The following is a 22,075-nucleotide window of genomic DNA, read 5'->3' as shown; positions in this document are numbered from 1 at the left end:
ACTCATTTCGCGATAACATCAATAGCATTTGATAAGTGACAGAAAGGCACTAATGCATGGCCTTCGACGAGCGCTTGTTGAACGGCATGAGTGTGTTCGCTGCCGTCGTCGACGGCGGCAGCTTTGCCGCCGCGGGCGAAGCGCTGGACATGTCGCCGCCCGGGGTCAGTCGCGCGATCGCCCGGCTTGAGGCGAGGCTGGGTATCCGGTTGTTCAACCGCACCACGCGCTCGGTGAACCTCACCGACGAGGGGCGTCGTTTCCACGCCCAGGTGCTGCCCTTGCTGGCCGGGCTGGAGGAAGCGGCGACCAGCGCCGCACAAGGCGCCACGACGGTGCGCGGCCGGCTTCGGGTCAATATGGACCCGCTGTTTTCGCGCCTGATGTTGGGGCCGCGGCTGGGCGAGTTTATGGATGCCCATCCGGAGCTGGAGCTCGAGCTGGTGACCCGCGACCAATTGGGTGACATCGTCGCCGACGGTTTCGACCTGGCCATACGCTTTGGCGAGCCTCCGGTGTCTGGCCTGGTCGCCCGTAAATTGCTGGATACGCGCATCCTGACCGTGGCGGCACCGTCGTATCTTCGACGCTACGGACGCCCCGCGATGCCGCAAGGTCTCGAAGGGGCCGCGCATGTCTGCATCGAGTTTCGCGACCCGGCCACCGGGCGCACCTTCCCCTGGGAGTTTCACCGCAAGCAGCGCAAGCTCGTGGTGAAAACCGCCGGTCGGCTGATCGTCAATGACACTGGCACCATGCACAGCGCCTGCCTGGCTGGCTATGGCGTGGCCCAGGTCATGGCGCTGGGCACCGAGCGATGGCTCGCCGACGGGCAGCTGGTGGAGCTTTTCCCCGATTGGCCGGACGAGCGCTTCCCGCTTTACGCGCTGTATCCGTCGCGCCATCACCCGTCGGCCAAGGTGCGGGCCTTTTTTGATTTTGTGGTGTCGATGACCGAGGCGGCAACGGAAAACGATTAGTTGAGTAAGGGAATGACTCGATTTTGACGTTGCATCGGCTCTAAGCACGTTTGTCGCGGTCTGCGTTGCTTTTTTTCACAAAAGCATCACATGCTCAAAAGCAAATCGCAAATATTTTCGAATGGCGACGCTTGGGCCTCACCGTGGAGAAGGACATCATGAAATCGATCGCTACATGCTTGCTGTTAGCTGTCCCAACCTTAGTAAGTGCGCAAATGGTCAGCCAGAAAGTCGTCACGTCGCCGCAGGGGGAAACCCTGGTCGAGCGCATGATTTTTTTGCCCGATCCCCAAGGCAGGCAGGTGCTTGTAAAGCAGGTATTGAAGCCAAACGAGGATGGAACGTTCACATACATTCCTGCGCTTCAATCGTCTGAGACTTTGAAATTTGACCAGGCATTCTGCAGCCGAGTAGGTGGAACAGCCTCGTTCACCAGTCAGGGCGTACTCGGAAAAGACGCGCTCTTTGGCGTGTCATGTATCAGCCCCGCCACGCTGCCCCCTAAAGTAGGCGTCATGGCGAATGGGGTGTGGCAGGAACGGACCAAAGAGGAGTCCGACAGGGAGAAGCGCAACGACTCAACGTCGCTGGCGCCTTCTGATGTCATCACGCCACTGGCGAACGTGAAACAGAATATATGGTCGTCATGCCGGAGGCTCTCAACAGCCGCTGGCGTGACGAACATGAGGCCGTTGGTGGCGGTCTTTTGCGCGCACGAAGGGCTACTTTGCCGAACTCCCAGCTGAGGTTCGACAACCCATTGAAGGCCACGTTCAGGGCTTGCGTCCTGGCCAATCGCGGATCTCTTTCATGCGTTTGGCGGCGCATGAGGACCGTTTTTGCGGCGGACTCCCGTATACGTCAAACACTGACCGCCACCCCGGAAGCATCTAGCCCGGTCTCGACCTGGTCCATGACTCTTGTCGAGACGGTGCTTTGTTCTGCGGCGGCGATAGAATGTCGAGCCGAGTTCTGATTCTTTCTGCCGATGACCGATGACATCCTGCTTTCGCCGCCGCTTTTTTCAGCCGAAGACGAAGGCTATATGCGCCGTGCCCTGCAATTGGCCGCGCATGCGCGCGATGCCGAGAACGAAGTGCCGGTGGGCGCCGTGCTGGTGCAGGAAGGCGACATCATCGGCCTGGGCTGGAATCGCAACATCACCTTGAACGACCCCACCGCTCATGCCGAAATCATGGCCCTGCGCGCCGCTGGCGAGAAGCTCGCCAATTACCGCATGCCCGGCGCCACGCTCTACGTGACGCTGGAGCCCTGTGCGATGTGCGCCATGGCCTTGGTGCATGCCCGTATCGGGCGCGTGGTGTATGCCGCGACCGATCCCAAGACTGGGGCCGCGGGCAGCGTGTTCGATACGCTGGTTTCCGATCGCCACAATCATCGCGTGGCGGTGGAAGGCGGACTATTGGCCGAGGAATCGTCGAGCATGTTGCGGGAGTTCTTTCGCTCGCGGCGCTAGGACGCCTTGCTCCAGTAGTGGCTCAGTTTGTCCAGCTGGGTGAGGGACTGCACCATCTTCGTGGACGCGTCATAGGCCGACTTCCTGGCCCAGCGCCGGAACGCCTTGATCGGATCCTGGTCGCTTTCGGGCACGGGCAGTGTGGCAACCAGGTCCCGCCCCATCAGGCGATCATGGGCGAGGCCCAGGTGAGCTTGCAGGTCCGATAACTGCTTGAGCCAGGCATTTGCCGCACGCTTGGGAAACAGGTGCTGGTACAGCTCCATCGTGTAGCGCAGTTTCTTGACCGCGGCGCGCAGGCGATGCAGGCGTTTCCTGCCGCCATTGAGCTTGGCAATGCGCCTGGTCAGCACGTTGAAACGGTCGTCGATCACCGCCGCAGCGTTTTCGCGAATGCGTTGGTCGCTCGGTGGTTCGACGGCAGCCGCCCAGTGGCGCCAGGACTGAACGGGGATCGCCAGGCTGCTCTTCTTCAGCGAGGCGACGACCTGCGCATGCGCCTGGCCCTGGAGTTCGGCGATGGCCTGTTGCATAGTCGCCGCCGGCGGAGGTATGACCGGGCATTCGCGCAGGAAGGCCGGCAGCGTTTCCTGGGCGAGGATGTCGATGTCGCGGCAGCGGCCAGTGGTTTCGCGGCATGCACGCAGGTGGGTGACGACATCGTCCAGGCGATCATCGGAAAGGCGGCTCACGCTGTTCAGCGTCGCGGTGACACGCCGCAAGCCGACGCGCCAGGCATGCAGCTGCTTCGGGTCATAGGCTTGCTCGAGCAGGCGTTTGCGTGCATCGACGGCCTTGACCAGATAGCCGTCCAGATTATGGCGAATGCGCTCGAATTCCGAGGTCGCGTGTGATTTGGACCGCGCAATGCTCCGCGAGGCCCGCGATGGAATGGCTCGACCTTGCAGCCTGGCATTCATGAGGCACCCCACAGACCAGTCTGTGTACTGTGCATCAAATTGTCACAATGCGCGAGCGGCCCAAGCAGCCTGGTCAGGCTATGAAGGCCAGGGCCTCGGCGCAGGATTGTTCGACCTTGAGGCTGAGCAAGGGGTCGGCGCGTGTGCGCCCCCGGTTGACCGCGGCTATGGGCTTGCCGTCGCGCGCCGCCGCGGCCACAAAGCGGTAGCCGGAAAAGACCATCAGCGACGAGCCGACCACCAGCACGGCATCGGACGCGTTCAACGCCGTGATGGCGGCGTCAACGCGATCGCGTGGCACGTTTTCGCCGAAGAACACGACGTCAGGTTTCATGATCCCGCCGCAACCGGGGCAGGGCGGAATCTCGAAACTCGAAAAATCCCTGCCGTCCAGATCGGCGTCGCCATCGGGTGCATCGCTGGCGTCGAGTAGCGCCCACGCCGGATTGAGCTGCACCAGTTCGTGCTGGAAGGTCTCGCGCGGCGTGCGATGCGCGCAGGCCGTGCAGCGAACTTCGTCGAGACGGCCGTGCAGGTCGATCACGTTTTGCTGGCCGGCCGCCTGGTGCAAGCCATCGACGTTCTGGGTGAGCAAGGCGGCGACACGGCCATGGTGCTCCAGGCGGGCCAGGGCACGGTGCGTGGCGTTGGGCCGGGCGCGGCCGAAGCGCCGCCAGCCCACCAGGCTGCGGGCCCAGTAGCGCTGGCGCGTGGCACGCTCGCCCATGAAGGCCTGGTAGGTCACCGGCTGGGGTCGTTTCCAGCCGCCATTCGTGTCGCGGTAGTCGGGGATGCCGGAATCCGTGCTGCAACCGGCGCCGGTCAGCACGAACAGGCGCGGATGCGCATCGATGAAAGCATGCAGGCGCGCGCGATCCTGCTCGAGTGACTCGGCACCGTCGAGGTCGGTGGTGGCGTCAGGCAGCAGCACGGGCCTGCAACTCCTCAAGGGCTTGGGCAATGCGGTCCGGAGCATCGACCTGGACCACACGTGATGCGTGGTCGACGAAGTCGGTATCGGTCTCGTGCGCCCAGGTCACGTGATAAGGCATGTAGACGCCCCAGCCACCCAGTTGCACGACGGGTGCGATATCCGATCGCAGCGAATTGCCGACCATGGCGAAGCGCTGGGGCGTGACGTCGAACTCACCGAGCACACGGCGATAGGCGCGATCGTCTTTCTCCGAAACGATCTCGATACGCTGGAACAGGTCGGCCAGTCCGCTGCTCGCGACCTTCTGCTCCTGGTGGAACAGGTCGCCCTTGGTGATCAGTACGACCCGATGATGCGCGGCTACCGCCTCCACCGCGGCACGGATACCGGGCAGCAATTCCACCGGGTGGGCCAGCACCTGCTTGCCGATCTCAACGATGCGATGAAGGTCGCTCGCACTGATGCGCGACTCGGTAATCTCGATGGCCGATTCGATCATCGACAACGTCATGCCCTTGGCGCCATAGCCGAACAGCTTCAGATTGCGCCGCTCGGTGGCGAGCAGGCGATCGTGTAGCCGTGCATTGGCGAGGTCGACATACTCGCCAAGGATGCTCTCGAAGGCCTTGCCGGCCCACTGGTAGTAGCCCTCGCTGTGCCACAGCGTGTCGTCACCATCGAAACCGATCAGCTCAATCACGATCTATCACCCGCAGCGGAACGTTAAGGGAGGCAGCCAGAAGGTGGGGCCATCTGGTCATTTTTCCAGAAAGAGGTTCCCGGCAGAGAACTCGGGCGCGGCGACGTGGTGCCAACTGGTCGTTCCCCAAACGCATGCTAGGATGATTTGGCTTCCGCCCTGGGGGGACATGGCGGTCGCAGGGCCGTAATCAGGCTCATCCGCGCTGACACGCGGCAAGTCCTGGCTGATTGTTACTTCAGGTGGCTATGCGCGCACGCATCGAGGACGTCGCCCGGGTGGCGGGAGTCTCTGCCAAGACCGTCTCGCGAGTACTCAACAACGAGCTTCATGTAAGCGAGAAAACCCGCCAGCACATTCTGGAGGTGGTCCAGTCGCTGGGCTATCGACCGCACCCGTCGGCGCGCAGCCTGGCGACCAACCGTTCGTTCCTGGTGGCGCTGCTTTACGACAATCCCTCGCCCAGCTACATGATGGAAGTGCAGAGCGGCGTCCTGGAAGCTTGCGATGCGCGGCGCTACAGCGTGCTGATGCAACCGGTGGATGCGCATGATCCGGGCTTCGTCGCGCAGGTGGAAACGCTGATCTCCGGGCGTCACCTCGAAGGCCTGATTCTCACCTCGCCGGTCAGCGACCACGCGGGCTTGCTGGCCCGTTTGCGCGCATGGGAAATCCCGTTCGCCAGCATTTCGCCGCGCGATCGCGATGGCGTCGGCGTGGCGCTGGACGAACGCAAGGCCGCCTGCGAGATGGTGATCCATCTGTCCTCGCTGGGGCATCAGCGGATCGCGCATATCGCAGGACATCCCGACCACGGCGCATCGACCTGGCGGCTCGATGGCTATCGCGACGGACTCGGCCAGTGCGGGCTGCGCTACGACGCAGCGCTGGTGGTGCAGGGCTGTTTTACGTTCGACTCCGGAGTCGCCGCGGCGCGCGAGCTGCTTGCGCTGGCATCGCCGCCATCGGCTATTTTCGCTGCCAACGACGATATGGCGGCGGGCGTGATCTGGGCCTCCAGCGAGGCTGGCCTGTCGGTGCCTCGCGACCTGTCCGTCTGCGGCTTCGACGACACGCCCATGTCGCGGCAGATCTGGCCATCGCTGTCGACGATCCGCCAGCCGTGCCGCGACATGGGACGCATTGCGGCCGACCAGTTGCTGTGCCTCATACGCGAGGGCGTCGGAAGCATGATCTGGCAGGATTTTTCCCTGTGCCTGCGCGGCTCGACCGCACGCGTTCCTGACCAAGCTTTGCGCGCAGGCTCATCTACGCCATAGTGGGTCTGACCACCACACCGATGAACGTTGCGGTCACTTATCATCAGTTACTCGCATGTTCGCCAAGGGGCGCCCCGTGTCGCTGTCCAATACCCGCTCGTCTTTCATCGTTGCCGCGTTGACCACCGCGCTTGGTATCTCTGGCGCGGCACTCGCGCTCGAATCGACTGCTGTGCATCCCGGGCAGTGGCCGCGCGCCACCTGGCCGTTTCCGGCTGACGCCGCGCTGGAACAGCGGGTGGCTGCGCTGATGTCAAAGATGACCGTGGAGGAAAAGGTCGGCCAATTGATCCAGGCCGATATCACCACGGTGACGCCGGACGATGTACGCAAGTATCGACTGGGTTCGATTCTCGCCGGTGGCGACTCCAAGCCGCACGGCCAGCGGTTTGCCACGCCCGACCAGTGGAAGGCGTTGTCTGACGATTTCTATCGTGCCTCGATGGATACCAGCGGCGGCCATACGGCGATTCCCGTGCTGTTTGGCATCGACGCCGTCCACGGGCACAACGACACCACCGGTGCCACGCTGTTTCCGCAGAACTCGGCCCTGGGTGCGGCACACGATCCGGCCCTGATACGGGAAATTGGCGCGGCTACAGCGGCGGAAGTACGCGCCACCGGCATCAACTGGACGTTTGCGCCGACCATTGCCGTGCCGCAAGACCTGCGCTGGGGCCGAGCCTATGAGGGCTACTCGCAGGATCCGAAGCTGGTCGCCGAGTACGCTGCGGCGATGGTCGAAGGCTTGCAGGGCAAGCTGGGCACGCCGCAGTTCCTCGACAGCTCCCATGCGATCGCCACGGCCAAGCATTTTCTTGGCGATGGCGGCACCAAAAATGGCAAGGACGAGGGCGATACCGAAGTCAGCGAAACCGTGCTGCGTACCGTACATGCGGCAGGTTATCCGCCTGCCATCGACGCGGGCGTGCAGACCGTGATGGCTTCTTTCTCGAGCTGGAATGGCGTGAAGATGCACGGCAACAAGGCGCTGCTGACCGATGTGCTGAAGGGACGCATGGATTTCCAGGGTTTCGTGGTGGGTGACTGGAATGGTCACGGCCAGGTGCCCGGCTGCAGCAAGGAAGACTGCCCGGTTTCCATCAATGCCGGCGTCGATATGTTGATGGCCCCGGATAGTTGGCGCGGTCTCTACGAACACACGCTGGCCGAGGTGAAGTCGGGCGTGATTCCGATGGCGCGGGTTGATGATGCGGTGGCCCGCATCCTGCGGGTGAAGTTTCGCGCCGGTTTGTTCGAGGCAGGTTTGCCATCGGCGCAGCCGCTGGCGACCAAGGCGGCTGACGTGGTCGGCAGTCCGGCGCATCGTGCGCTGGCGCGGCGTGCCGTGCGTGAGTCGCTGGTGCTGCTGAAAAACAATGCCGGCTTGCTCCCGCTCGACCCGCGCAAGCACATCCTGCTGGCGGGCCATGGCGCGGACAATATTTCCCAGCAAAGCGGCGGCTGGACGCTGAACTGGCAGGGCACTGGCTTCAAGAACGAAGACTTCCCGGGCGCGCAATCGATCGGTGCTGGTATCGCGGAACAGGTCAAGGCGGCGGGTGGCGTTACCGAGATCGCCGTCGACGGCCACTATGCGGCCAAGCCGGACGTCGCCGTCGTGGTATTCGGGGAAGAACCTTACGCCGAGTTCGAGGGCGATATTCCCAATCTGTTGTATCGCCCAGGCGACGATCGCGATCTGGCCTTGATTCGTCGCCTGCGCGGCGATGGCATACCGGTGGTCGCGGTGTTTCTCAGCGGCCGTCCGTTATGGGTGAACCGCGAGATCAATGCCGCCGATGCTTTCGTCGCGGCGTGGCTACCGGGTAGCGAGGGTGGCGGCGTAGGCGATGTGCTGTTGCGCAATCGTGACGGCAGCGTGGCTCACGATTTCCGCGGCAAGCTGGCTCATGCATGGCCCAACACTGCTGTACAGGGGCAGGGCACGCCCTTGTTCCCGCTAGGCCATGGCTTGAGCTATGCCGATCATCAAACGCTGCCCATGTTGCCTGAAGTGTCGGGTATCACCGAGGCGCCGGCACCCACGGACAGCTATCTCGATCACGGCAAGGCCGTTCATGGCTACGCGTTGGTGCTAGCCGGTGCCGATGGGGTGGCTTCGACGGCGGAAGCGGCGACTTCTGTAACGACGGACAGCAGCCTGCGCATGACGGGCGTTGACTACAAGGCACAGGAGGACGCGCGGCTGTTCGCCTGGGATAAAGACGGCGCACGTCTCACGATTCACGCCAAAGCGCCGCTTGATCTTGATCGCGAAGCAACCGGCGACTCGATGCTGGTTATCACCTTGCGGGTGGATGCGTCGCCGAAGGCCGACGCATGGGCTGGCATGGGATGCGGCAAGGATTGCGAAGGGCGTGTCGTGCTTGGCGCCCAGCTGGGCAAGCTGAAGCCCGGGCAGTGGACACGCGTGGGCATTCCTCTGCGCTGCTTCCGTGCACACGGCGTCGACATGCATCACATCGAGCAACCGTTCGTCCTTGAAGCCGGTAAGGGTGCGCGGCTTGCCATCGCCAGCGTGGCGCTTGGAAACCAGGTGGATCAGGTGGTGGACTGCCCGCGATAAGCGCGGCTGATCAACCGCTGACGATGGGGATGCCCAACGGTCGAGCCCCGACACGCCCGCAGAGCCCCAGGCCGTAGCGCAGGCTACGGCCGATGCGCTCGGCGTATTCAATCATGCGTGCAGCGGCGGAATCCTCCAGCACGTCGGTGCAGGTCGTTCGCCACAAGGTGAGCCACTGATCGAAATGCGTCGCCTTGATCGGGTGCTGCCGATGGACCGCCATGGGAAAGCCGCGATACGTACCCGTTCCCAACGCCACGGAGCACCAGAACGAACTCAGCAGCTGCTTGTGTTCGCTCCAGTTTTCAACGGCAGCGTTGAAGACAGGGCCGATCTCCGTATTGGCGCGAACGGCCTCATAGAAGCGGTCGACCAGGATGGCGATGGTGTTTTGGTTGAGCGGAAGGCGGGTCATGACGAGAGCGTGGTGCAGGGACGGCAGAGGGTCGATTATCCGGGAAGAGCGTCTCATCGACGGGTGGCGTGTTGCCGCAGCGGTGTAATAAGTGGCCGTCGAAAGTCATCCGTTCGTGCAGGCAACGCTCCGCGTCTCGAGTGATGGCCCGGCCGCAGTCGCGGCCGGGCAGGGTGATTTACAGCTGGCTCATGCCGCCGTCGGCAATGATTTCGGTGCCGACGATAAAGGCCGACTCCGGCGCGGACAGATGCAGCACGGTGGCGGCGATCTCGCTGGGCTGACCGAAGCGGCCGAGCGGAATCTGCGCCTGGATCTGCGCTGCCGTGGCTTCGAGCGCGGCCTGGTCAAGACCGAGCTTGCCGTAGATCGGCGTATGCACCGGTCCCGGGCTCACCACGTTCACGCGAACGCCTTTGGGCAACAGTTCGGCCGATAGCGTCTTGGCCAGCGAAATGACCGCTGCCTTGCTGGCCGCATAGACCGACGAAGAGGGCATGCCGATGCGCGCGTTGATCGAGCCGTTGATGACGATGGATGCGCCGGCGTTGAGCAGCGGTGCCAGGGCCTGAATCTGGAAATAGGGACCCTTGACGTTGGTGTTGAAGGTCAGGTCCCACAGTGCTTCGTCCACGTCGCTGAGCGGTGCGAATTTGGCGACCCCAGCATTGAGAAAGACCGCATCGAGCATGATGCCCTGGCTGGATAGTGCGTTGGCCAGCTCCTTGGCAGCGGCCAGGGAGCCGGCGTCGTTGCGAATGGCAATCGCGTTGCTGCCTAGCGTCGCCATGGCGGCGTCGAGCGCAGCGGTGTCGCGGCCGGTGATGATGACGCGCGCGCCTTCGGCAACGTAGGCCTGGGCGGCAGCTAGGCCGATGCCGCTGTTACCGCCGGTGACGAGGATGGTTTTGTTGTTGAAACGGCTCATGACGTTCTCCAAAACAGGTGGGTGGTTGGTGATGAGGTCATGTTGCCCGGAGAGAAGCGCGTTGCCGTATTGCCAAATTGACGAACACGTTCGATATTGTCGAACATCTTTTAGGGCGCAACTTATTCTCGGGTTTTGATCTCCCTGGCCCATAAATCAGCGGATTCGAGGGATTGCTGCCGTTGAGGTCGCTGGCCGCTCAATGGGCCAGCCAACGGATGCCGCGCTAACACCCGTCAAAAGGCCCAGCACGTGCAGCCTGATGGTCCCCACAGATGCTCCTGCAAATCGTGAGGCGGATGCATGCAGGCGGATAGCGGTCCGTGCGGGGAGTGTCCAGCGGAAGCGAGTTGCACCGCGTGTTGTACGCGCGCATACGCTTGCGGCGATTTCCAGTAGCGGCTGCCGAAATTCGCTGGCGCCCAGCCGGGCATCGCGACGGGTGGTGTCGGATCGTGCTGCTGCAGGTCGCCACCGGCGTAGACGATGTGTCCATCCACGACGGTGAGCTCGGAGACGATCTGCCGGATGGCTTCGTCGTCGACCTCGAAATAGTCCTGCGATAGCAGGGCGAAATCGGCGAGCTGTTCGATGTCAATCTGCCCCTTGAGGTCTTGTTCACCCGAGAACCAGGTGTTGGCCCGCGTGTACAGCGTGAGGGCGCTGGCCCGATCAAGCCGGTTGCTGTCGGGATACAGGGACAGGCCACCCAGGGTTTTGCCGGTGGTCAACCAGTAGAGCGCGTTCCATGGGTCATAGCTGGCAACGCGGGTGGCATCCGTGCCGGCACCGACATGGATGCCCATCTCCAGCATGCGCTTGAACGGTGGTGTGCGCGCTGCGGCCTGGGCCCCATATCGCTCGACGAAATACTCGCCCTGATAGGCCATGCGGTGTTGTATGGCGATGCCGCCGCCCAAGCGAGCGATGCGTTCGAGATTTCGGTCGGAGACCGTCTCAGCGTGATCGAAGAACCACGGCAGTCCTTGCAGCGAAACCTCGCGGTCGATTTTCTCGAACACATCCAGCGCGCGGCTGATGGTCTCGTCGTAAGTGGCGTGCATGCGCCAGGGCCAGCGACGGGTAGCGAGCAATCGCGCCACTTGTTCGAGGTCGGCCTCCATGTGAGGTGGCATTTCTGGACGCGGCTGACGGAAATCTTCGAAGTCGGCCGCGGAGAACACGAGCATTTCCCCTGCACCATTGAGATGGTAGAACTCGTCACCCTGACCGTACTGGTTGTTGCTGGTCCAATGCCTGAAGTCCTGCAGCTCTTCCGCGGGCTTCTGCGTGAACAGGTTGTAGGCGATGCGGACGGTGAGCTGATGATGCTGGTGGAGCTCCTCGATGACCCGGTAGTCGTCGGGATAGTTCTGGAAGCCACCGCCGGCGTCGATCACGCTGGTGACGCCCAGGCGATTGAGCTCGCGCAGGAAATGCCGCGTGGAGTTGAGCTGGTATTCGTACGGCAGCTTGGGGCCCAGGGCGAGCGTGGCGTAAAGCAACGCGGCGTTCGGCGTGGCCAGCAGCAGACCGGTCGGGGTGCCGGTGTGGTCGCGCACGATCTGGCCACCGGGTGGGTCGGGCGTGTCTTTGCTATAGCCGCAGGCTCGCAGCGCCGCCGCGTTGAGTAGCGCGCGGTCGTAAAGATGCAAGATAAAGACAGGTGTCTCGGGTGCTACCTGATTGAGTTCTTCCAGGCTGGGCAGGCGGCGTTCGGCAAATTGGTGTTCGGTGAAACCACCGACCACGCGCACCCACTGAGGCGCTGGCGTGCGCGCCACCTGGTCGGCCAGCATGCGCATGGCATCGGCGAGCGAAGGGACGCCATCCCAGCGTAGCTCGAGGTTGTAATTGAGGCCGCCGCGGATCACGTGCAGATGGGAGTCGATCAAACCCGGTATGACGCGCCGCCTGCCCGCATCGATCATCATGGTGCCGGGGCCGGCCAGCGCCTTGATCTGTCCATTCGTGCCCACGGCGGCGAAATGACGGCCGCTGACGGCCAGCGCCTGCGCTTCCGGACGCCTCGATACGCCGGTGTGGATGCGTGCGTTGTGGACGATGAGTGAAGGGTGCGTAGCCATGGGCGTCGCCTCGCGGGTGAATCAGCGCTGGTCTTCCCTATGCCTGGTGAGTGGTTTGGGGCGGTGCCGGAGAGCAAACATGAATCAGTCCATGGGCCACGCCCACCGACAAACTCGCGGCCAGCGATACGAGGCAGATCATCATCGTGGTTTCCTCCAGCCCGGAAGCCACATTTACGGTCTGGCGTGTCTAGCTTTCGTGACCGCCCGCCCGGTACGGGTGCTGGTCGCGATGGCTTGCGACGGGCAAGCGCCCGAGGTTGTCAAGCGTTAAACACGGCTGTGTGAAGCTCGGGAGTGCTTACCATCCCTCCGAATCAGCTGGGAACACCTCAGCGGGGGTATCGGACGCGCGTGACTAACAGCTGGCTGGATGGACGTCCATATGGCTTCATTCAAATAGGTGAGCCAATGGAATGTGCATATGCACAATGGTCATTTCCGGGTACGGTCCGGCTTGGACAGCATGAAGGTTCTCGTTGGGAGGCGAGCCCATGAACAAGCTGCAAATCAATTTCCTAACAAAGTCCCCGGCAGTGCGCTGGATGCGCCGTGTCGTCGTCCTGTTGCTGGCGTGGCCCTTGGTCGGGCTCGCGGATGACTACAACTTCTACAGCAACTGGCCAACGCATATCACCACGTCCGATGGCACCGACTTTGGTCTGGCCGCGCTCTATCAGTACGACATCAATCGGTTCTCCAACGATGACGGGCGTTTCGAAGACTCCAGTACTAATCGCCGCAAGTACCTGGGCCTCTTCATCAGGAAGCCCGGGCTCTACGACGCCATCGCCCAGTACGATTTCCAGGCGAAGCAATGGGTCGATACCTTTGTCCGCGTGCGTACCCGTGGGTTTCTGGCTGACGATCTTGGCAACGTCAGGCTGGGCTATTCGAAAACCCCGGTGGGCTTCGAGGGTGTCACCAGCTCATCGGCAACCACGTTTATCGAAACGGCGTTGCCGACCCAGGCCGTCTGGGAAGGACGTCGTGCCGGTGTGGACTGGGCCTGGATTCGCCCGCACTGGGTGATCAATCTGGGCGACTACTTCTGGCACAAGGACTTTGACGGCAACAATCCCGGGCAGACCTTGGCGGGACGTGTCGCCTGGGTGCCCATCAATAAGCCGGGGCACACCTTGCATCTAGGACTATCCGCCTCGAAGGAAACCCTGGATTCGCCGAACGATGGCAGCGTGCCACCTTCTGCCCGTTTGCGTGCGAGACCGGAGGATGGACTGTCACCCGTGCGGCTGATCGATTCGGGCAATCTGAGCTACAGCAAGAGCGTCGAACGCCAGGGTTTCGAAGCGCTGTGGATTGACGGCCCCTGGTCCGCACAGGGCGAATACTTGCAGGCCCAAGTCGACCGCTATCACGGCAAGCCCGACTTCAGCAGCAACGGTTACTACGTCTTTACCACCTGGACCTTGACCGGCGAGGCGCGCTATTACAGCGATGGCAACGTGGCTGATCGGCGTTACAACGGCCGCGACCTGCAGGCGATCCGCCCGACCCACGCCTGGGGTGCGGTGGAACTGGCGCTGCGTTACAGCGAACTGGATTTGAACGATGGCGCCATCGTTGGCGGCAAGGAGCACGATTGGACCTTGGGTGCCAACTGGTATATCGGCGAGCACCTGAAACTGCAGGCCAATTACGTGTGGGCCTACAGCGATCGCGGCAACCTGCAGGTCAATCCGCGCATCTTCGAAATGCGCGCCCAGGTCTATTTCTGAGCCCCTCAAAGCGCTCGCTCGATCAACCCGCTTCGAGCAAAGCCACCGTTCCCTGGCCGCCGTCGGCACAGATGCTGACGATGGCGCGTGTACCGGGAGCTTGTTGCGCCAGTTCCTTCACCGTCTGACTGAGGATGCGTGCGCCGGTGGCACCGAACGGATGGCCAAGGGCGAGACTGCCGCCATGGGGATTCATCCGCTCGCGTGGAAACACCCCGAAGTCGCGATCAACGCCCGCCTTTTGACTGAGGAAATCACGGCTCTGCAAGGCGGCGAGGTGCGAGAGCACCTGGGCCGCAAATGCTTCGTGGATTTCCCACAGGCCGATGTCCTGGTAACGGAGGTCATGGCGTGCGAGCAGGCGAGGGATGGCATAGGCTGGCGCCATCAACAGGCCTTCGGTACGGAAGTCGATGGCGGCGATTTCCCAGTCTACCAGGCGCACACGTGGCACCTGTTCGGGCAGGCGCTCCAGGCCGCGTTGGGTGGCCACCCAAAGGCTGGCGGCACCATCGGTCAAGGGCGATGAGTTACCGGCGGTCAGCGTGCCCTGGCCGCTGGTGCGGTCGAAACTCGGCGCGAGCTTCGCCAGCTTTTCCAGCGAGGTGTCCGCGCGCGGAATGCTGTCGCGTTTGAAATCGCCGATGGGGATGACCAGGTCATCGAAGAAGCCGCTGTTCCAACCTTCCACCGCATGGCGATGGCTGTCGTAGGCGATCTGGTCCTGCTCCGCGCGCTGCAGATGCCAATCCTTGGCGGTGATCTCGGTGTGCTCGCCCATGCTCAGCCCGCTGGTGCGATTGACGATGCCGGGTATGTACAGGCTGATATCGCCGAGCTTGAGGCTCAGCACTTGCGACACCTTTTCTCCCAGTGATCGTGCCTTCTGGAAATGGCGGATGCTGTCGGAGAGCCGCTGGTTGAGACCGAGCTGGATGCGGCTCAGGCTGTCGACGCCGCCGACCAGCGCAAGCTGCGCGCTGTCGTCGTCGAGCATGCCCGCCGCTTCGATCATGCCGATCATGCTGGTCGAACAGGCCATGATCGTCGAGAACGCAGGGAGGGTTGCCGGCGCCCCAGCATCCATCAGGATCTCGCGCGCGATATTGCTCCACGTCAGGTTCGGCACCACCGTACCCCAGACCGCAAAGTCGGGCCGCCCCCCATGAGGGAGGCTCTCGAGCATATGACGCGCGACCGGTACCGATAGCTGGATGGCGTCGTACGAGGCCAGCGCGCCATCGACCTTGGCAAATGGTGTGCGGACGCCGGCGGCAAGCCACACGGGCTGTCGATAGCGCGATCGAAGAGTCATGGGCTAATCCTAGGGCAGGACGGCGAAAGGTTCGGGTCAGGTGGCAGCGGGCATCCACACGACGCCTTCCGGCACGCCGCGTCCGAGCTTGTCGGGCAAGGCATCGGTAGCGGCGACGAAGTCGAGCGAGACCGAGTTGATGCAGTAACGCTGATGGGTCGGCGGCGGGCCATCGTCGAACACGTGGCCTTGATGGCTGCCGCAGCGGGCGCAACGGATCTCGGTGCGTACCATGCCGTAACTGGCATCGCGCACATAGGCGAGGTGTTGCTCGTTGAAGGGCGCGGTAAAGCTCGGCCAGCCGGTGCGGCTCTCGAACTTCGTGCCACCCAGGAACAGCGGCAGCCCGCACAGGCGGCAGCAATACAGGCCGGGGCGCTTTTCCGTGAGTAGGACACCGCAGAACGGGGATTCGGTGCCGTGCTCCAGCAGCACGTCGCGCTCGTCCCGGGTGAGCGACGCCGTCAGTTGCTCCAACTGTGGCGGGGACGGTGGCGACAGATCGAACGGTGTGGTGGTGCTCACTGACACTTTCTCCTCGGCGATGACCTCGAGCACATATCGCGGCGGAGGGGGCGCGGCACAAGTGCCGCCGGCGCGAAACATCCGTCCGATCACCGGCTCCCTTCGCGGCTTCGTTCTTCCTCGATGGTGAGGATGGCCTCGGGAGTGGCTTCCAGGCGCGCCTTGCCAATGGCTTTGCCGCTGAGGTCGGAGAAGCCGTAGGTGCCATTGTCAATCTTCTGCAGGGCCCGCTCGATATCGCGCACGCGTCGATCGTCCACGTCGTGCTGGGCCTGGCGGACTTCCTCCTGCGCCAAGTCCTGGGCGACGTCCTCGAACTCCTCGGCCTCGGCGCCGTGCTGCTCCTGGAACGCTTGCCGCGATGCGGTGGCCGCTTCTTCGCCCCCAAGAACCTGACGACGTAGCGCTTCGAGCCGCTTGCGCTGTTGTTCGATGAATTCGCGACTCAAGGGGGCTTGCTGGTCTGGCATGGTTCTGCTCCAAGGGCAAAAGGTGACACTGCCAGCATCAGATTCCCGCAAAGACAGGAGCCCGCCTGGCAATGCCTAGCTATCGCATAGTGTTCGTTGGGACTCGGTGAAGGTGGCCGGGCTGAGGCCCAATTCGCCATTGAGGCCGCCATGAATGACCCAATATCCCGCTTGCCGGCGAGCCAGGCGAAAGCCGGTCTCGGCCAGTTGGAAACGAACGTCTGGTATAGCTATCGGAAATCTTGGAGCGGGACCTCATGGCACGACACAAAGCACTTCCCTTGTATCGCAACATTGGCATCATTGCGCATATCGATGCCGGCAAGACGACCACGACCGAGCGTGTGTTGTACTACACCGGCAAGAAGCACCAGATCGTCGATGTCCATGACACCAAGGAAGGCAAGGGTTCGACCACCACGGACTATCTGGAGCAGGAGCGCAAACGCGGCATCACCATCCAGTCGGCGGCCGTATCGACCGAGTGGAAAGGACACCAGATCAATCTGATCGACACGCCCGGTCACGTCGATTTCACCATCGAGGTGAATCGAAGCCTACGCGTGCTCGATGGTGCCGTCGTGGTGTTCGACGGCGTGGCCGGCGTTGAACCGCAGACCGAAACCAACTGGCGCCTTGCCGACCAGTACAACGTGCCGCGCCTGTGCTACGTCAACAAGATGGATCGCATCGGCGCCAGCTTCACTCATTGCGTGACGGGCATTCGCGAGCGTCTCGGTGCCAATGTGCTGCTGTGCCAGGTGCCGCTGGGCAGCCACGACGAATTCGTCGGCATGGCTGACCTGGTCGCGGGTGTGGGCTATATCTGGAAGGGCGATGACAAGGACAGCCCGTGGGATACCGTGCCGCTGGACGAGATCGCTGGACGCGTATCGCTCACCGAGGTCGCCGACCGGGAGTGGGTGGCCAACCTGCCCAAGCTGCGCGAGGAAATGCTCGAGCGCGCACTGGCCTTGGACGACGCGGCGTTCGAGAAGCTGATCGAAACCGGTGAGTTCGACCAGGACACGCTAAAGCGCTGCATCCGCAAAGGCTGCGTGTCCGGCAAGCTGATGCCCGTGTTCTGCGGTTCGTCATATCGCAACAAGGGCGTGCAGCAGCTGCTGGACGGTGTGATCGACTACCTGCCGTATCCGGGCGAGAACGGTGGCATTGCCATGGTGGACGAAGATGGCCACGTCATCGGTGACCAGGGCGTGGTCGACGAGGCGCCGGCGCGTGCGCTCGCGTTCAAGGTGATCAACGATCAGTTCGGTACCTTGACCTTCTGCCGCATCTATTCGGGCGTCATCAAGAAGGGCGATACCTTGCTCAACGTCACCCGCGGCAAGAAGGAGCGCGTGGGCCGTATCGTGGAAGTGCAGGCCAACGCGACCAAGGAAATCGACGAAGTTCGCGCGGGCGATATCTGCGCGTTCGTGTCGATGAAAGAGACCGAGACGGGCGATTCGCTCTCCGATCCCGCGCATCCGGCCCTGCTTGAGCGCATGCGCTTTCCCGATCCGGTGATCAGCGTCTCGGTCGAGCCGAAACATCGCAATGACGTCGACAAACTTTCCACGGCGCTCTACAAGATGGTCAAGGCTGATCCTTCGCTGCGACTGGAAGTGGACAAGGAAACGGGTGAGACCGTGCTCAAGGGCATGGGCGAGCTGCACCTTGAGGTCACCATCGACCGCATGCGCACCGAACTGGGTGTCGATGCCAACATGGGCAAACCCAAGGTGAGCTTCCGCGAAGCATTCGGCCGGCCGGTCGAGCACACCTATACGCACAAGAAGCAGTCCGGCGGTTCGGGTCAGTTTGCCGAAGTCACCATGGTGTTCGAGCCCGGGGAGTCCGGCAGCGGCGTCGTGTTCGCCGACGAAATTGTCGGCGGTCGCGTCCCACGCGAGTACATTCCCGCGGTGGAGCATGCGGTGACGGTGGAGTCGCGCGAAGGTCAAATCGCCGGCTACGAGGTGGTGGACTTCAAGGCGCGCCTGATCGACGGCAAGTATCATGATGTCGACTCGTCAGCGCTCGCCTTTGAAATCGCCTCACGCCAGTGTTTCCGCGAAGCGCAGCGACTGAGCAAGCCCAAGTTGCTGGAGCCGGTGATGCGGCTCGAAGTGGTGACCGAGGCCGACTACCTCGGTGACGTGATTGGCGACATCAATCGCCGCCGCGGCACGGTCAGCGACCAGGGCCAGAAAGGCCCGCAGGCCTTTGTGCAGGGCTTCGTGCCGCTGGCGGAGATGTTCGGCTATATCAACTTCCTTCGCTCAGCGACGCGAGGGCGCGGCACCTTCACCATGGAGTTCGACCACTACGAGGAAGTGCCAGCCAACCTCGTCGACAAGCTGATGGAGAAGGAAACGAAGTAGCTGTCACTGGCTGTTTGTGGGAGCGGCTTCAGCCGCGATCCCCCGCACCAGTCCGCCGCGGCTAAAGCCGCTCCCACAAAAGGGAGCGGCTAGCGGTTTCGCACGCCATGTTCCCTCGTTTCGCGCGATAACATCCCGATCATGGCATCACGGTAGGGCGACGCCATTTGGTTTTCCGTTTCTCTGGACGGTAAGCCGCACGGCAGGGAATCGAAAGCAGCAGTTCCGTGCCGTGGGGCTGGCGTCGCCGCAAGGTGAAGTGGCCACCAAGTTTTTGCGTGCGTTCCTGCATGCCTACGACGCCCCAATGCCCCAGTTCCGATGCCGTGCGGATCATCGCCTCATCGATGCCGCCACCGTCGTCGGTCACATGCACGCGCAGCGAACGCACGTCATAGGTGACATGGACGTCAACGCGCGTTCCGCCGCCGTGGACGAACGCATTGCGAATTCCTTCGCGGACGATGTCGATGATCTCATCGAATGCGTTGGGAAGAACGGCTCGCGGCTCGCCTTCCGTCGTGATGTGGAAGCGGGTCGACGGATACAGTGACGCGAGATTTTCCCCGACCGCGAGGATCGACTGCACCAGCTCGGTGTACTGCGGGCCATCGCCGCGCAGGTCAATGATCTTTCCGCGTCCCTCGATCACCATCTCGCGGGCCTGATGGATGGCTGCCTTGAGTACGTGGCTTCGCTTGTCTTCGGGTGCGAGGCTTGCCAGGACGGCCTGCAGGCGCAGCAACAACCCCTGTACGCCCTGCAACAAGGTGTCGTGAATGTCACGCGCGATGCGCTCGCGTTCGCTCATGCGCTCCATCAGCTTCATGTGCGCGTGTTCTGCCGCAAGACGGGTTCGCCAGGCAAAGAACCCCGCGATAATCCCGATGCCGGCGAGCAGGCAGAGCGCATAGAACCACCTGGTCTGGAAGAACCAGGGGGCGATGGTGAAGCTTGCCTCCGCACCTTGCGTGTTCCAGATGTCGTCGTCATTGGCGGCAATGACGCGAAACCGGTAGCTGCCAGGCGCGAGGTTCGAATAGAAAGCCACACGACGATTGCCCGCGTCCTGCCAATTGGTGTCGACACCGTCGAGCTTGTAGCGAAAACGCACGCGATCGGGAATGGCGAGGCTGGCGGCGGTGTATTCCAGTTGCAGATTGTCGGTGCCTTTGGGCAGTCGTGGCGTATGGTCCAGGGCGTAGCGTTTGCCGTCCGCCTGCAGTCCCAGGATCGCCACTGGCGGCGGCAGCGTATTGGTGTGCAGGTCATCCGGGTCGATCCACGCTGGACCCTGGTTGGTCAGGAACCAGATGCGATGCATGCCGTCGACCAGGGCCGACGGCACCATGGCGGCCTGAAGGGCGATGCCGGGCAGGCCGTCGCGATAGTCGAATAGACGATAGGCAGGACGGTAGCCGGGTTGCTGGAAACTCGCCGACACCTGGGCAGCGTCCAGGCGCACGACACCTTTGCTTGCGTTGAGCCAGAGGTCGCCCGTGGGCGTCTCGGCGATACCGGTGATGCCGCCGAAGATATCGTCGTCGGCGATGACCATGGATTCGATATGGTCCGCGCGCAGTCGGGCCAGCCCCAGTTCACCGCCAATCAGCACGTCCTTGCCCGTGGCGTTGATCGTCGTGATGTTACCCACGCGCAGGCCGTCGTTCGCGTTGAAGACTCGCGCCGAGTGGCCGTCAAACAGGGCCAGTCTGTTGTCGGGGTAGCCGATCCACAGACGACCCTCCGTATCGGTGGCTAGTGCCGTGGGCGTTACCTTTGCCAATGACTCGACTGGTTCGACCTGGGTCCACTGGCCATCATGCCGGTGATAGAGACCGTGCTCGTCGAGGGAAAGCCAGGGCTCACCTGCTCGGTCGATGGTGAGCGCCCCAACCTTGGTTATGGTCGGCGGCAGCGGCAGCGGAATAGTGCTTAGCGTGTTGTCGTGCAGCGACAAGAGCCGGTTTCTGCCGATGAGCCACAAATCACCGTTGGTGCTGAACTGGGCACCACCGATGTCGGGAAGGTCGCGGCGGATGACCTGGCTTTTTTCGCCATCCGTGCGTAGCAGGGTTCCGCCGTTAACGGTCCAAACCACGCCATGACTGTCCATGGCCATGGCGTAGTCGGAGGCCGTGCCCAGCATGATCAGGGATGGGACGGTGAAGCTGTTCCGATGGAAACTCGCCAGGCCCATGTTGGTACCCGCCCAGATCGTGCCTTCGGCGTCCAGCAGAAGTGGTACGGCGCGATCGGAAACCAGGCCGCTGGTACGATCGATGCTTTCCGTGACGTCGGTTGGCTTGAGCGATGCCCCGCTGGCGAGCCGAGCGATCGAGGCCGCGCGATAGATGCCGCCCGCGTCGACATGGGTGCCCCAAAGATTGCCGTAGCTGTCGAACAGCAAACGATGGGAGTCGGCGAACTCCGTCGTTGCCAGAGTCGAGGTGTGGTCCACGCGTGGGTGGTCGGCGGACAAGCCGGGCAAGGCCCGCGTGCCGTGCGAATGATCCGATAGCCACAGCATGCCATCAGGCGCCTGCGCGACGATGGCGTACTTGGCGACGCTCTGGTCAGTGCTCTCGAATCGATGTGATCCCATGCGAAGGAAGACCAGCCGGTCGCCCGTGGTCACCCACAGCGTGCCGTCGTGTCCCACGATCAGCCAGTCGGCGCGCCGGGTGGGAAAGCCCCAATCCGCGCCGACGCTTTGCCACCGGCGTCCATCGAAACGCGTCAGGCCGCCTTCGGTCGCCGCCCACACGGCGCCATCCTGGGTCTGCCCGAAGGTGAGCACCATGCCGTTGGGAAAGGCATCGCCTGGCGCGTAATGCTGCAATCGTCCCTGGCGCATCACGCTGGCACCGCCGTAATAGAAACCGATCCATAGCGAGCCGCCGGGCAGCATGGTCAGCGCGGTGATGTTGTTGGAGCGGAATCGTTCCCCCGCGAGCGGCTCGAAGCGCTCAAAGCGCACGCCATCGAAGCGATACAGTCCATTGCCGGTCCCAAGCCACAGATAGCCATCCCGGCCCTGCGCGAGCGCCCAGATGTCGGCGGGGGTGCCCGCCTCCGATGTCCAAAGCTTGCGGCGGAACCCGGAGGCGTCGCCTCCCGTCGCTGTCATGCAGGCACTGGCGAGTAGGCATCCGATGAGCGGAATCCTCGTGACTCTCCAGATCCTTCTAAGCCATTCGAACATCATGGAAACCTTGCCTCCACCGTGGAAACACCGACTTCGTCCGAGACGCCGGTATCTGCGAGTGGCAGCATATAGCCCGTGACGTATTACCGACAGGTCACATTCCGCGAACAAAGAATCACC

At 62.8% G+C, this 22,075-nt stretch carries 17 protein-coding genes; 7 read left to right on the top strand and 10 right to left on the bottom strand.

Annotated features, from left to right (window positions below; translation table 11 throughout):
* Positions 1 to 56 precede the first annotated feature (56 nt).
* From ACT01B_RS13000 to tadA, 3 genes are all read left to right on the top strand, one after another.
* Positions 57 to 980, top strand: coding sequence for a LysR family transcriptional regulator (locus tag ACT01B_RS13000; protein ID WP_445143679.1), 924 nt, complete (start codon positions 57 to 59; stop codon positions 978 to 980).
* A 158-nt stretch (positions 981 to 1,138) separates the two neighbouring features.
* Complete coding sequence (locus ACT01B_RS12995) at positions 1,139 to 1,726, top strand: hypothetical protein (RefSeq protein ID WP_445143678.1); 588 nt, start codon at positions 1,139 to 1,141, stop codon at positions 1,724 to 1,726.
* 242 nt (positions 1,727 to 1,968) lie between these two features.
* Positions 1,969 to 2,457, top strand: coding sequence for a tRNA adenosine(34) deaminase TadA (gene tadA, locus ACT01B_RS12990; protein WP_445143677.1), 489 nt, complete (start codon positions 1,969 to 1,971; stop codon positions 2,455 to 2,457).
* Here tadA and ACT01B_RS12985 read toward each other — a convergent pair.
* The 3 genes from ACT01B_RS12985 to ACT01B_RS12975 form a co-directional block, all read right to left on the bottom strand.
* Positions 2,454 to 3,377: a CHAD domain-containing protein gene (locus ACT01B_RS12985; protein WP_445143676.1), complete on the bottom strand. Its 924-nt coding sequence runs from the start codon at positions 3,375 to 3,377 to the stop codon at positions 2,454 to 2,456. The two genes, tadA and ACT01B_RS12985, sit on opposite strands and share 4 nt — an antisense overlap.
* A 73-nt stretch (positions 3,378 to 3,450) precedes the next feature.
* Positions 3,451 to 4,308 (bottom strand): NAD-dependent protein deacetylase, encoded by an 858-nt coding sequence (locus ACT01B_RS12980; protein ID WP_445143675.1) that lies wholly within the window; start codon positions 4,306 to 4,308, stop codon positions 3,451 to 3,453.
* Positions 4,295 to 5,011 (bottom strand): HAD family hydrolase, encoded by a 717-nt coding sequence (locus ACT01B_RS12975; RefSeq protein WP_445143674.1) that lies wholly within the window; start codon positions 5,009 to 5,011, stop codon positions 4,295 to 4,297. The genes ACT01B_RS12980 and ACT01B_RS12975 overlap by 14 nt, the downstream gene beginning before the upstream one ends.
* A gap of 248 nt (positions 5,012 to 5,259) precedes the next feature.
* On the opposite strand from ACT01B_RS12975, the gene ACT01B_RS12970 reads away from it, so the two are divergent.
* Together ACT01B_RS12970 and ACT01B_RS12965 are read left to right on the top strand one after the other, a co-directional pair.
* Positions 5,260 to 6,291, top strand: coding sequence for a LacI family DNA-binding transcriptional regulator (locus ACT01B_RS12970; RefSeq protein ID WP_445143673.1), 1,032 nt, complete (start codon positions 5,260 to 5,262; stop codon positions 6,289 to 6,291).
* Positions 6,292 to 6,346: 55 nt separating this feature from the next.
* Positions 6,347 to 8,881, top strand: a complete 2,535-nt coding sequence (locus tag ACT01B_RS12965; RefSeq protein ID WP_445143672.1) for a glycoside hydrolase family 3 N-terminal domain-containing protein — start codon at positions 6,347 to 6,349, stop codon at positions 8,879 to 8,881.
* A 10-nt stretch (positions 8,882 to 8,891) separates the two neighbouring features.
* Here the strand turns inward: ACT01B_RS12965 and ACT01B_RS12960 are convergent, their stop codons facing one another.
* From ACT01B_RS12960 to ACT01B_RS12950, 3 genes are all read right to left on the bottom strand, one after another.
* Positions 8,892 to 9,296, bottom strand: coding sequence for a group III truncated hemoglobin (locus tag ACT01B_RS12960; RefSeq protein WP_445143671.1), 405 nt, complete (start codon positions 9,294 to 9,296; stop codon positions 8,892 to 8,894).
* A gap of 178 nt (positions 9,297 to 9,474) precedes the next feature.
* On the bottom strand, positions 9,475 to 10,224 hold the full coding sequence (locus ACT01B_RS12955) for an SDR family oxidoreductase (RefSeq protein WP_445143670.1): 750 nt from the start codon (positions 10,222 to 10,224) through the stop codon (positions 9,475 to 9,477).
* A 236-nt stretch (positions 10,225 to 10,460) separates the two neighbouring features.
* On the bottom strand, positions 10,461 to 12,311 hold the full coding sequence (locus tag ACT01B_RS12950) for an amidohydrolase (RefSeq protein ID WP_445143669.1): 1,851 nt from the start codon (positions 12,309 to 12,311) through the stop codon (positions 10,461 to 10,463).
* A gap of 494 nt (positions 12,312 to 12,805) precedes the next feature.
* Here ACT01B_RS12950 and ACT01B_RS12945 point away from each other — a divergent pair, with 494 nt between their 5' ends.
* Positions 12,806 to 14,050: an OprO/OprP family phosphate-selective porin gene (locus ACT01B_RS12945; protein ID WP_445143668.1), complete on the top strand. Its 1,245-nt coding sequence runs from the start codon at positions 12,806 to 12,808 to the stop codon at positions 14,048 to 14,050.
* Between the two features lie 22 nt (positions 14,051 to 14,072).
* Here the strand turns inward: ACT01B_RS12945 and ACT01B_RS12940 are convergent, their stop codons facing one another.
* From ACT01B_RS12940 to ACT01B_RS12930, 3 genes are all read right to left on the bottom strand, one after another.
* The gene (locus tag ACT01B_RS12940; protein ID WP_445143667.1) at positions 14,073 to 15,365 is read right to left on the bottom strand and encodes an acetyl-CoA C-acyltransferase; all 1,293 of its coding nucleotides are present in this window, start codon (positions 15,363 to 15,365) and stop codon (positions 14,073 to 14,075) included.
* 36 nt (positions 15,366 to 15,401) lie between these two features.
* The gene (gene msrB / locus ACT01B_RS12935; protein WP_445143666.1) at positions 15,402 to 15,890 is read right to left on the bottom strand and encodes a peptide-methionine (R)-S-oxide reductase MsrB; all 489 of its coding nucleotides are present in this window, start codon (positions 15,888 to 15,890) and stop codon (positions 15,402 to 15,404) included.
* Positions 15,891 to 15,979: 89 nt separating this feature from the next.
* Positions 15,980 to 16,360: a TraR/DksA family transcriptional regulator gene (locus ACT01B_RS12930; RefSeq protein ID WP_445143665.1), complete on the bottom strand. Its 381-nt coding sequence runs from the start codon at positions 16,358 to 16,360 to the stop codon at positions 15,980 to 15,982.
* Between the two features lie 257 nt (positions 16,361 to 16,617).
* Here ACT01B_RS12930 and fusA point away from each other — a divergent pair, with 257 nt between their 5' ends.
* Positions 16,618 to 18,747 carry an elongation factor G gene (gene fusA, locus ACT01B_RS12925; RefSeq protein WP_445143664.1) on the top strand — a complete coding sequence of 710 codons (2,130 nt, stop codon included), beginning with the start codon at positions 16,618 to 16,620 and terminating at the stop codon, positions 18,745 to 18,747.
* A 139-nt stretch (positions 18,748 to 18,886) separates the two neighbouring features.
* Here the strand turns inward: fusA and ACT01B_RS12920 are convergent, their stop codons facing one another.
* Positions 18,887 to 21,877, bottom strand: a complete 2,991-nt coding sequence (locus ACT01B_RS12920) for a two-component regulator propeller domain-containing protein (protein ID WP_445143663.1) — start codon at positions 21,875 to 21,877, stop codon at positions 18,887 to 18,889.
* Between the last annotated feature and the right edge of the window lie 198 nt (positions 21,878 to 22,075).

It is taken from the genome of Dyella sp. Tek66A03 (assembly GCF_052567735.1).
This window is presented reverse-complemented; position numbering and strand designations above follow the sequence as displayed.

Excerpts from the sequence above, each read along its gene's own strand:
- ACT01B_RS12950 (WP_445143669.1), bottom strand. The coding sequence starts at position 12,311 with ATGGCTACGCACCCTTCACTCATCGTCCACAACGCACGCATCCACACC.
- ACT01B_RS12930 (WP_445143665.1), bottom strand. The coding sequence starts at position 16,360 with ATGCCAGACCAGCAAGCCCCCTTGAGTCGCGAATTCATCGAACAACAG.
- ACT01B_RS12970 (WP_445143673.1), top strand. The coding sequence starts at position 5,260 with ATGCGCGCACGCATCGAGGACGTCGCCCGGGTGGCGGGAGTCTCTGCC.
- ACT01B_RS12940 (WP_445143667.1), bottom strand. The coding sequence starts at position 15,365 with ATGACTCTTCGATCGCGCTATCGACAGCCCGTGTGGCTTGCCGCCGGC.
- ACT01B_RS12965 (WP_445143672.1), top strand. The coding sequence starts at position 6,347 with ATGTTCGCCAAGGGGCGCCCCGTGTCGCTGTCCAATACCCGCTCGTCT.
- ACT01B_RS12985 (WP_445143676.1), bottom strand. The coding sequence starts at position 3,377 with ATGAATGCCAGGCTGCAAGGTCGAGCCATTCCATCGCGGGCCTCGCGG.
- tadA (WP_445143677.1), top strand. The coding sequence starts at position 1,969 with ATGACCGATGACATCCTGCTTTCGCCGCCGCTTTTTTCAGCCGAAGAC.
- fusA (WP_445143664.1), top strand. The coding sequence starts at position 16,618 with ATGGCACGACACAAAGCACTTCCCTTGTATCGCAACATTGGCATCATT.
- ACT01B_RS12995 (WP_445143678.1), top strand. The coding sequence starts at position 1,139 with ATGAAATCGATCGCTACATGCTTGCTGTTAGCTGTCCCAACCTTAGTA.
- ACT01B_RS12945 (WP_445143668.1), top strand. The coding sequence starts at position 12,806 with ATGAACAAGCTGCAAATCAATTTCCTAACAAAGTCCCCGGCAGTGCGC.
- ACT01B_RS12920 (WP_445143663.1), bottom strand. The coding sequence starts at position 21,877 with ATGACAGCGACGGGAGGCGACGCCTCCGGGTTCCGCCGCAAGCTTTGG.
- ACT01B_RS13000 (WP_445143679.1), top strand. The coding sequence starts at position 57 with ATGGCCTTCGACGAGCGCTTGTTGAACGGCATGAGTGTGTTCGCTGCC.
- ACT01B_RS12960 (WP_445143671.1), bottom strand. The coding sequence starts at position 9,296 with ATGACCCGCCTTCCGCTCAACCAAAACACCATCGCCATCCTGGTCGAC.
- ACT01B_RS12955 (WP_445143670.1), bottom strand. The coding sequence starts at position 10,224 with ATGAGCCGTTTCAACAACAAAACCATCCTCGTCACCGGCGGTAACAGC.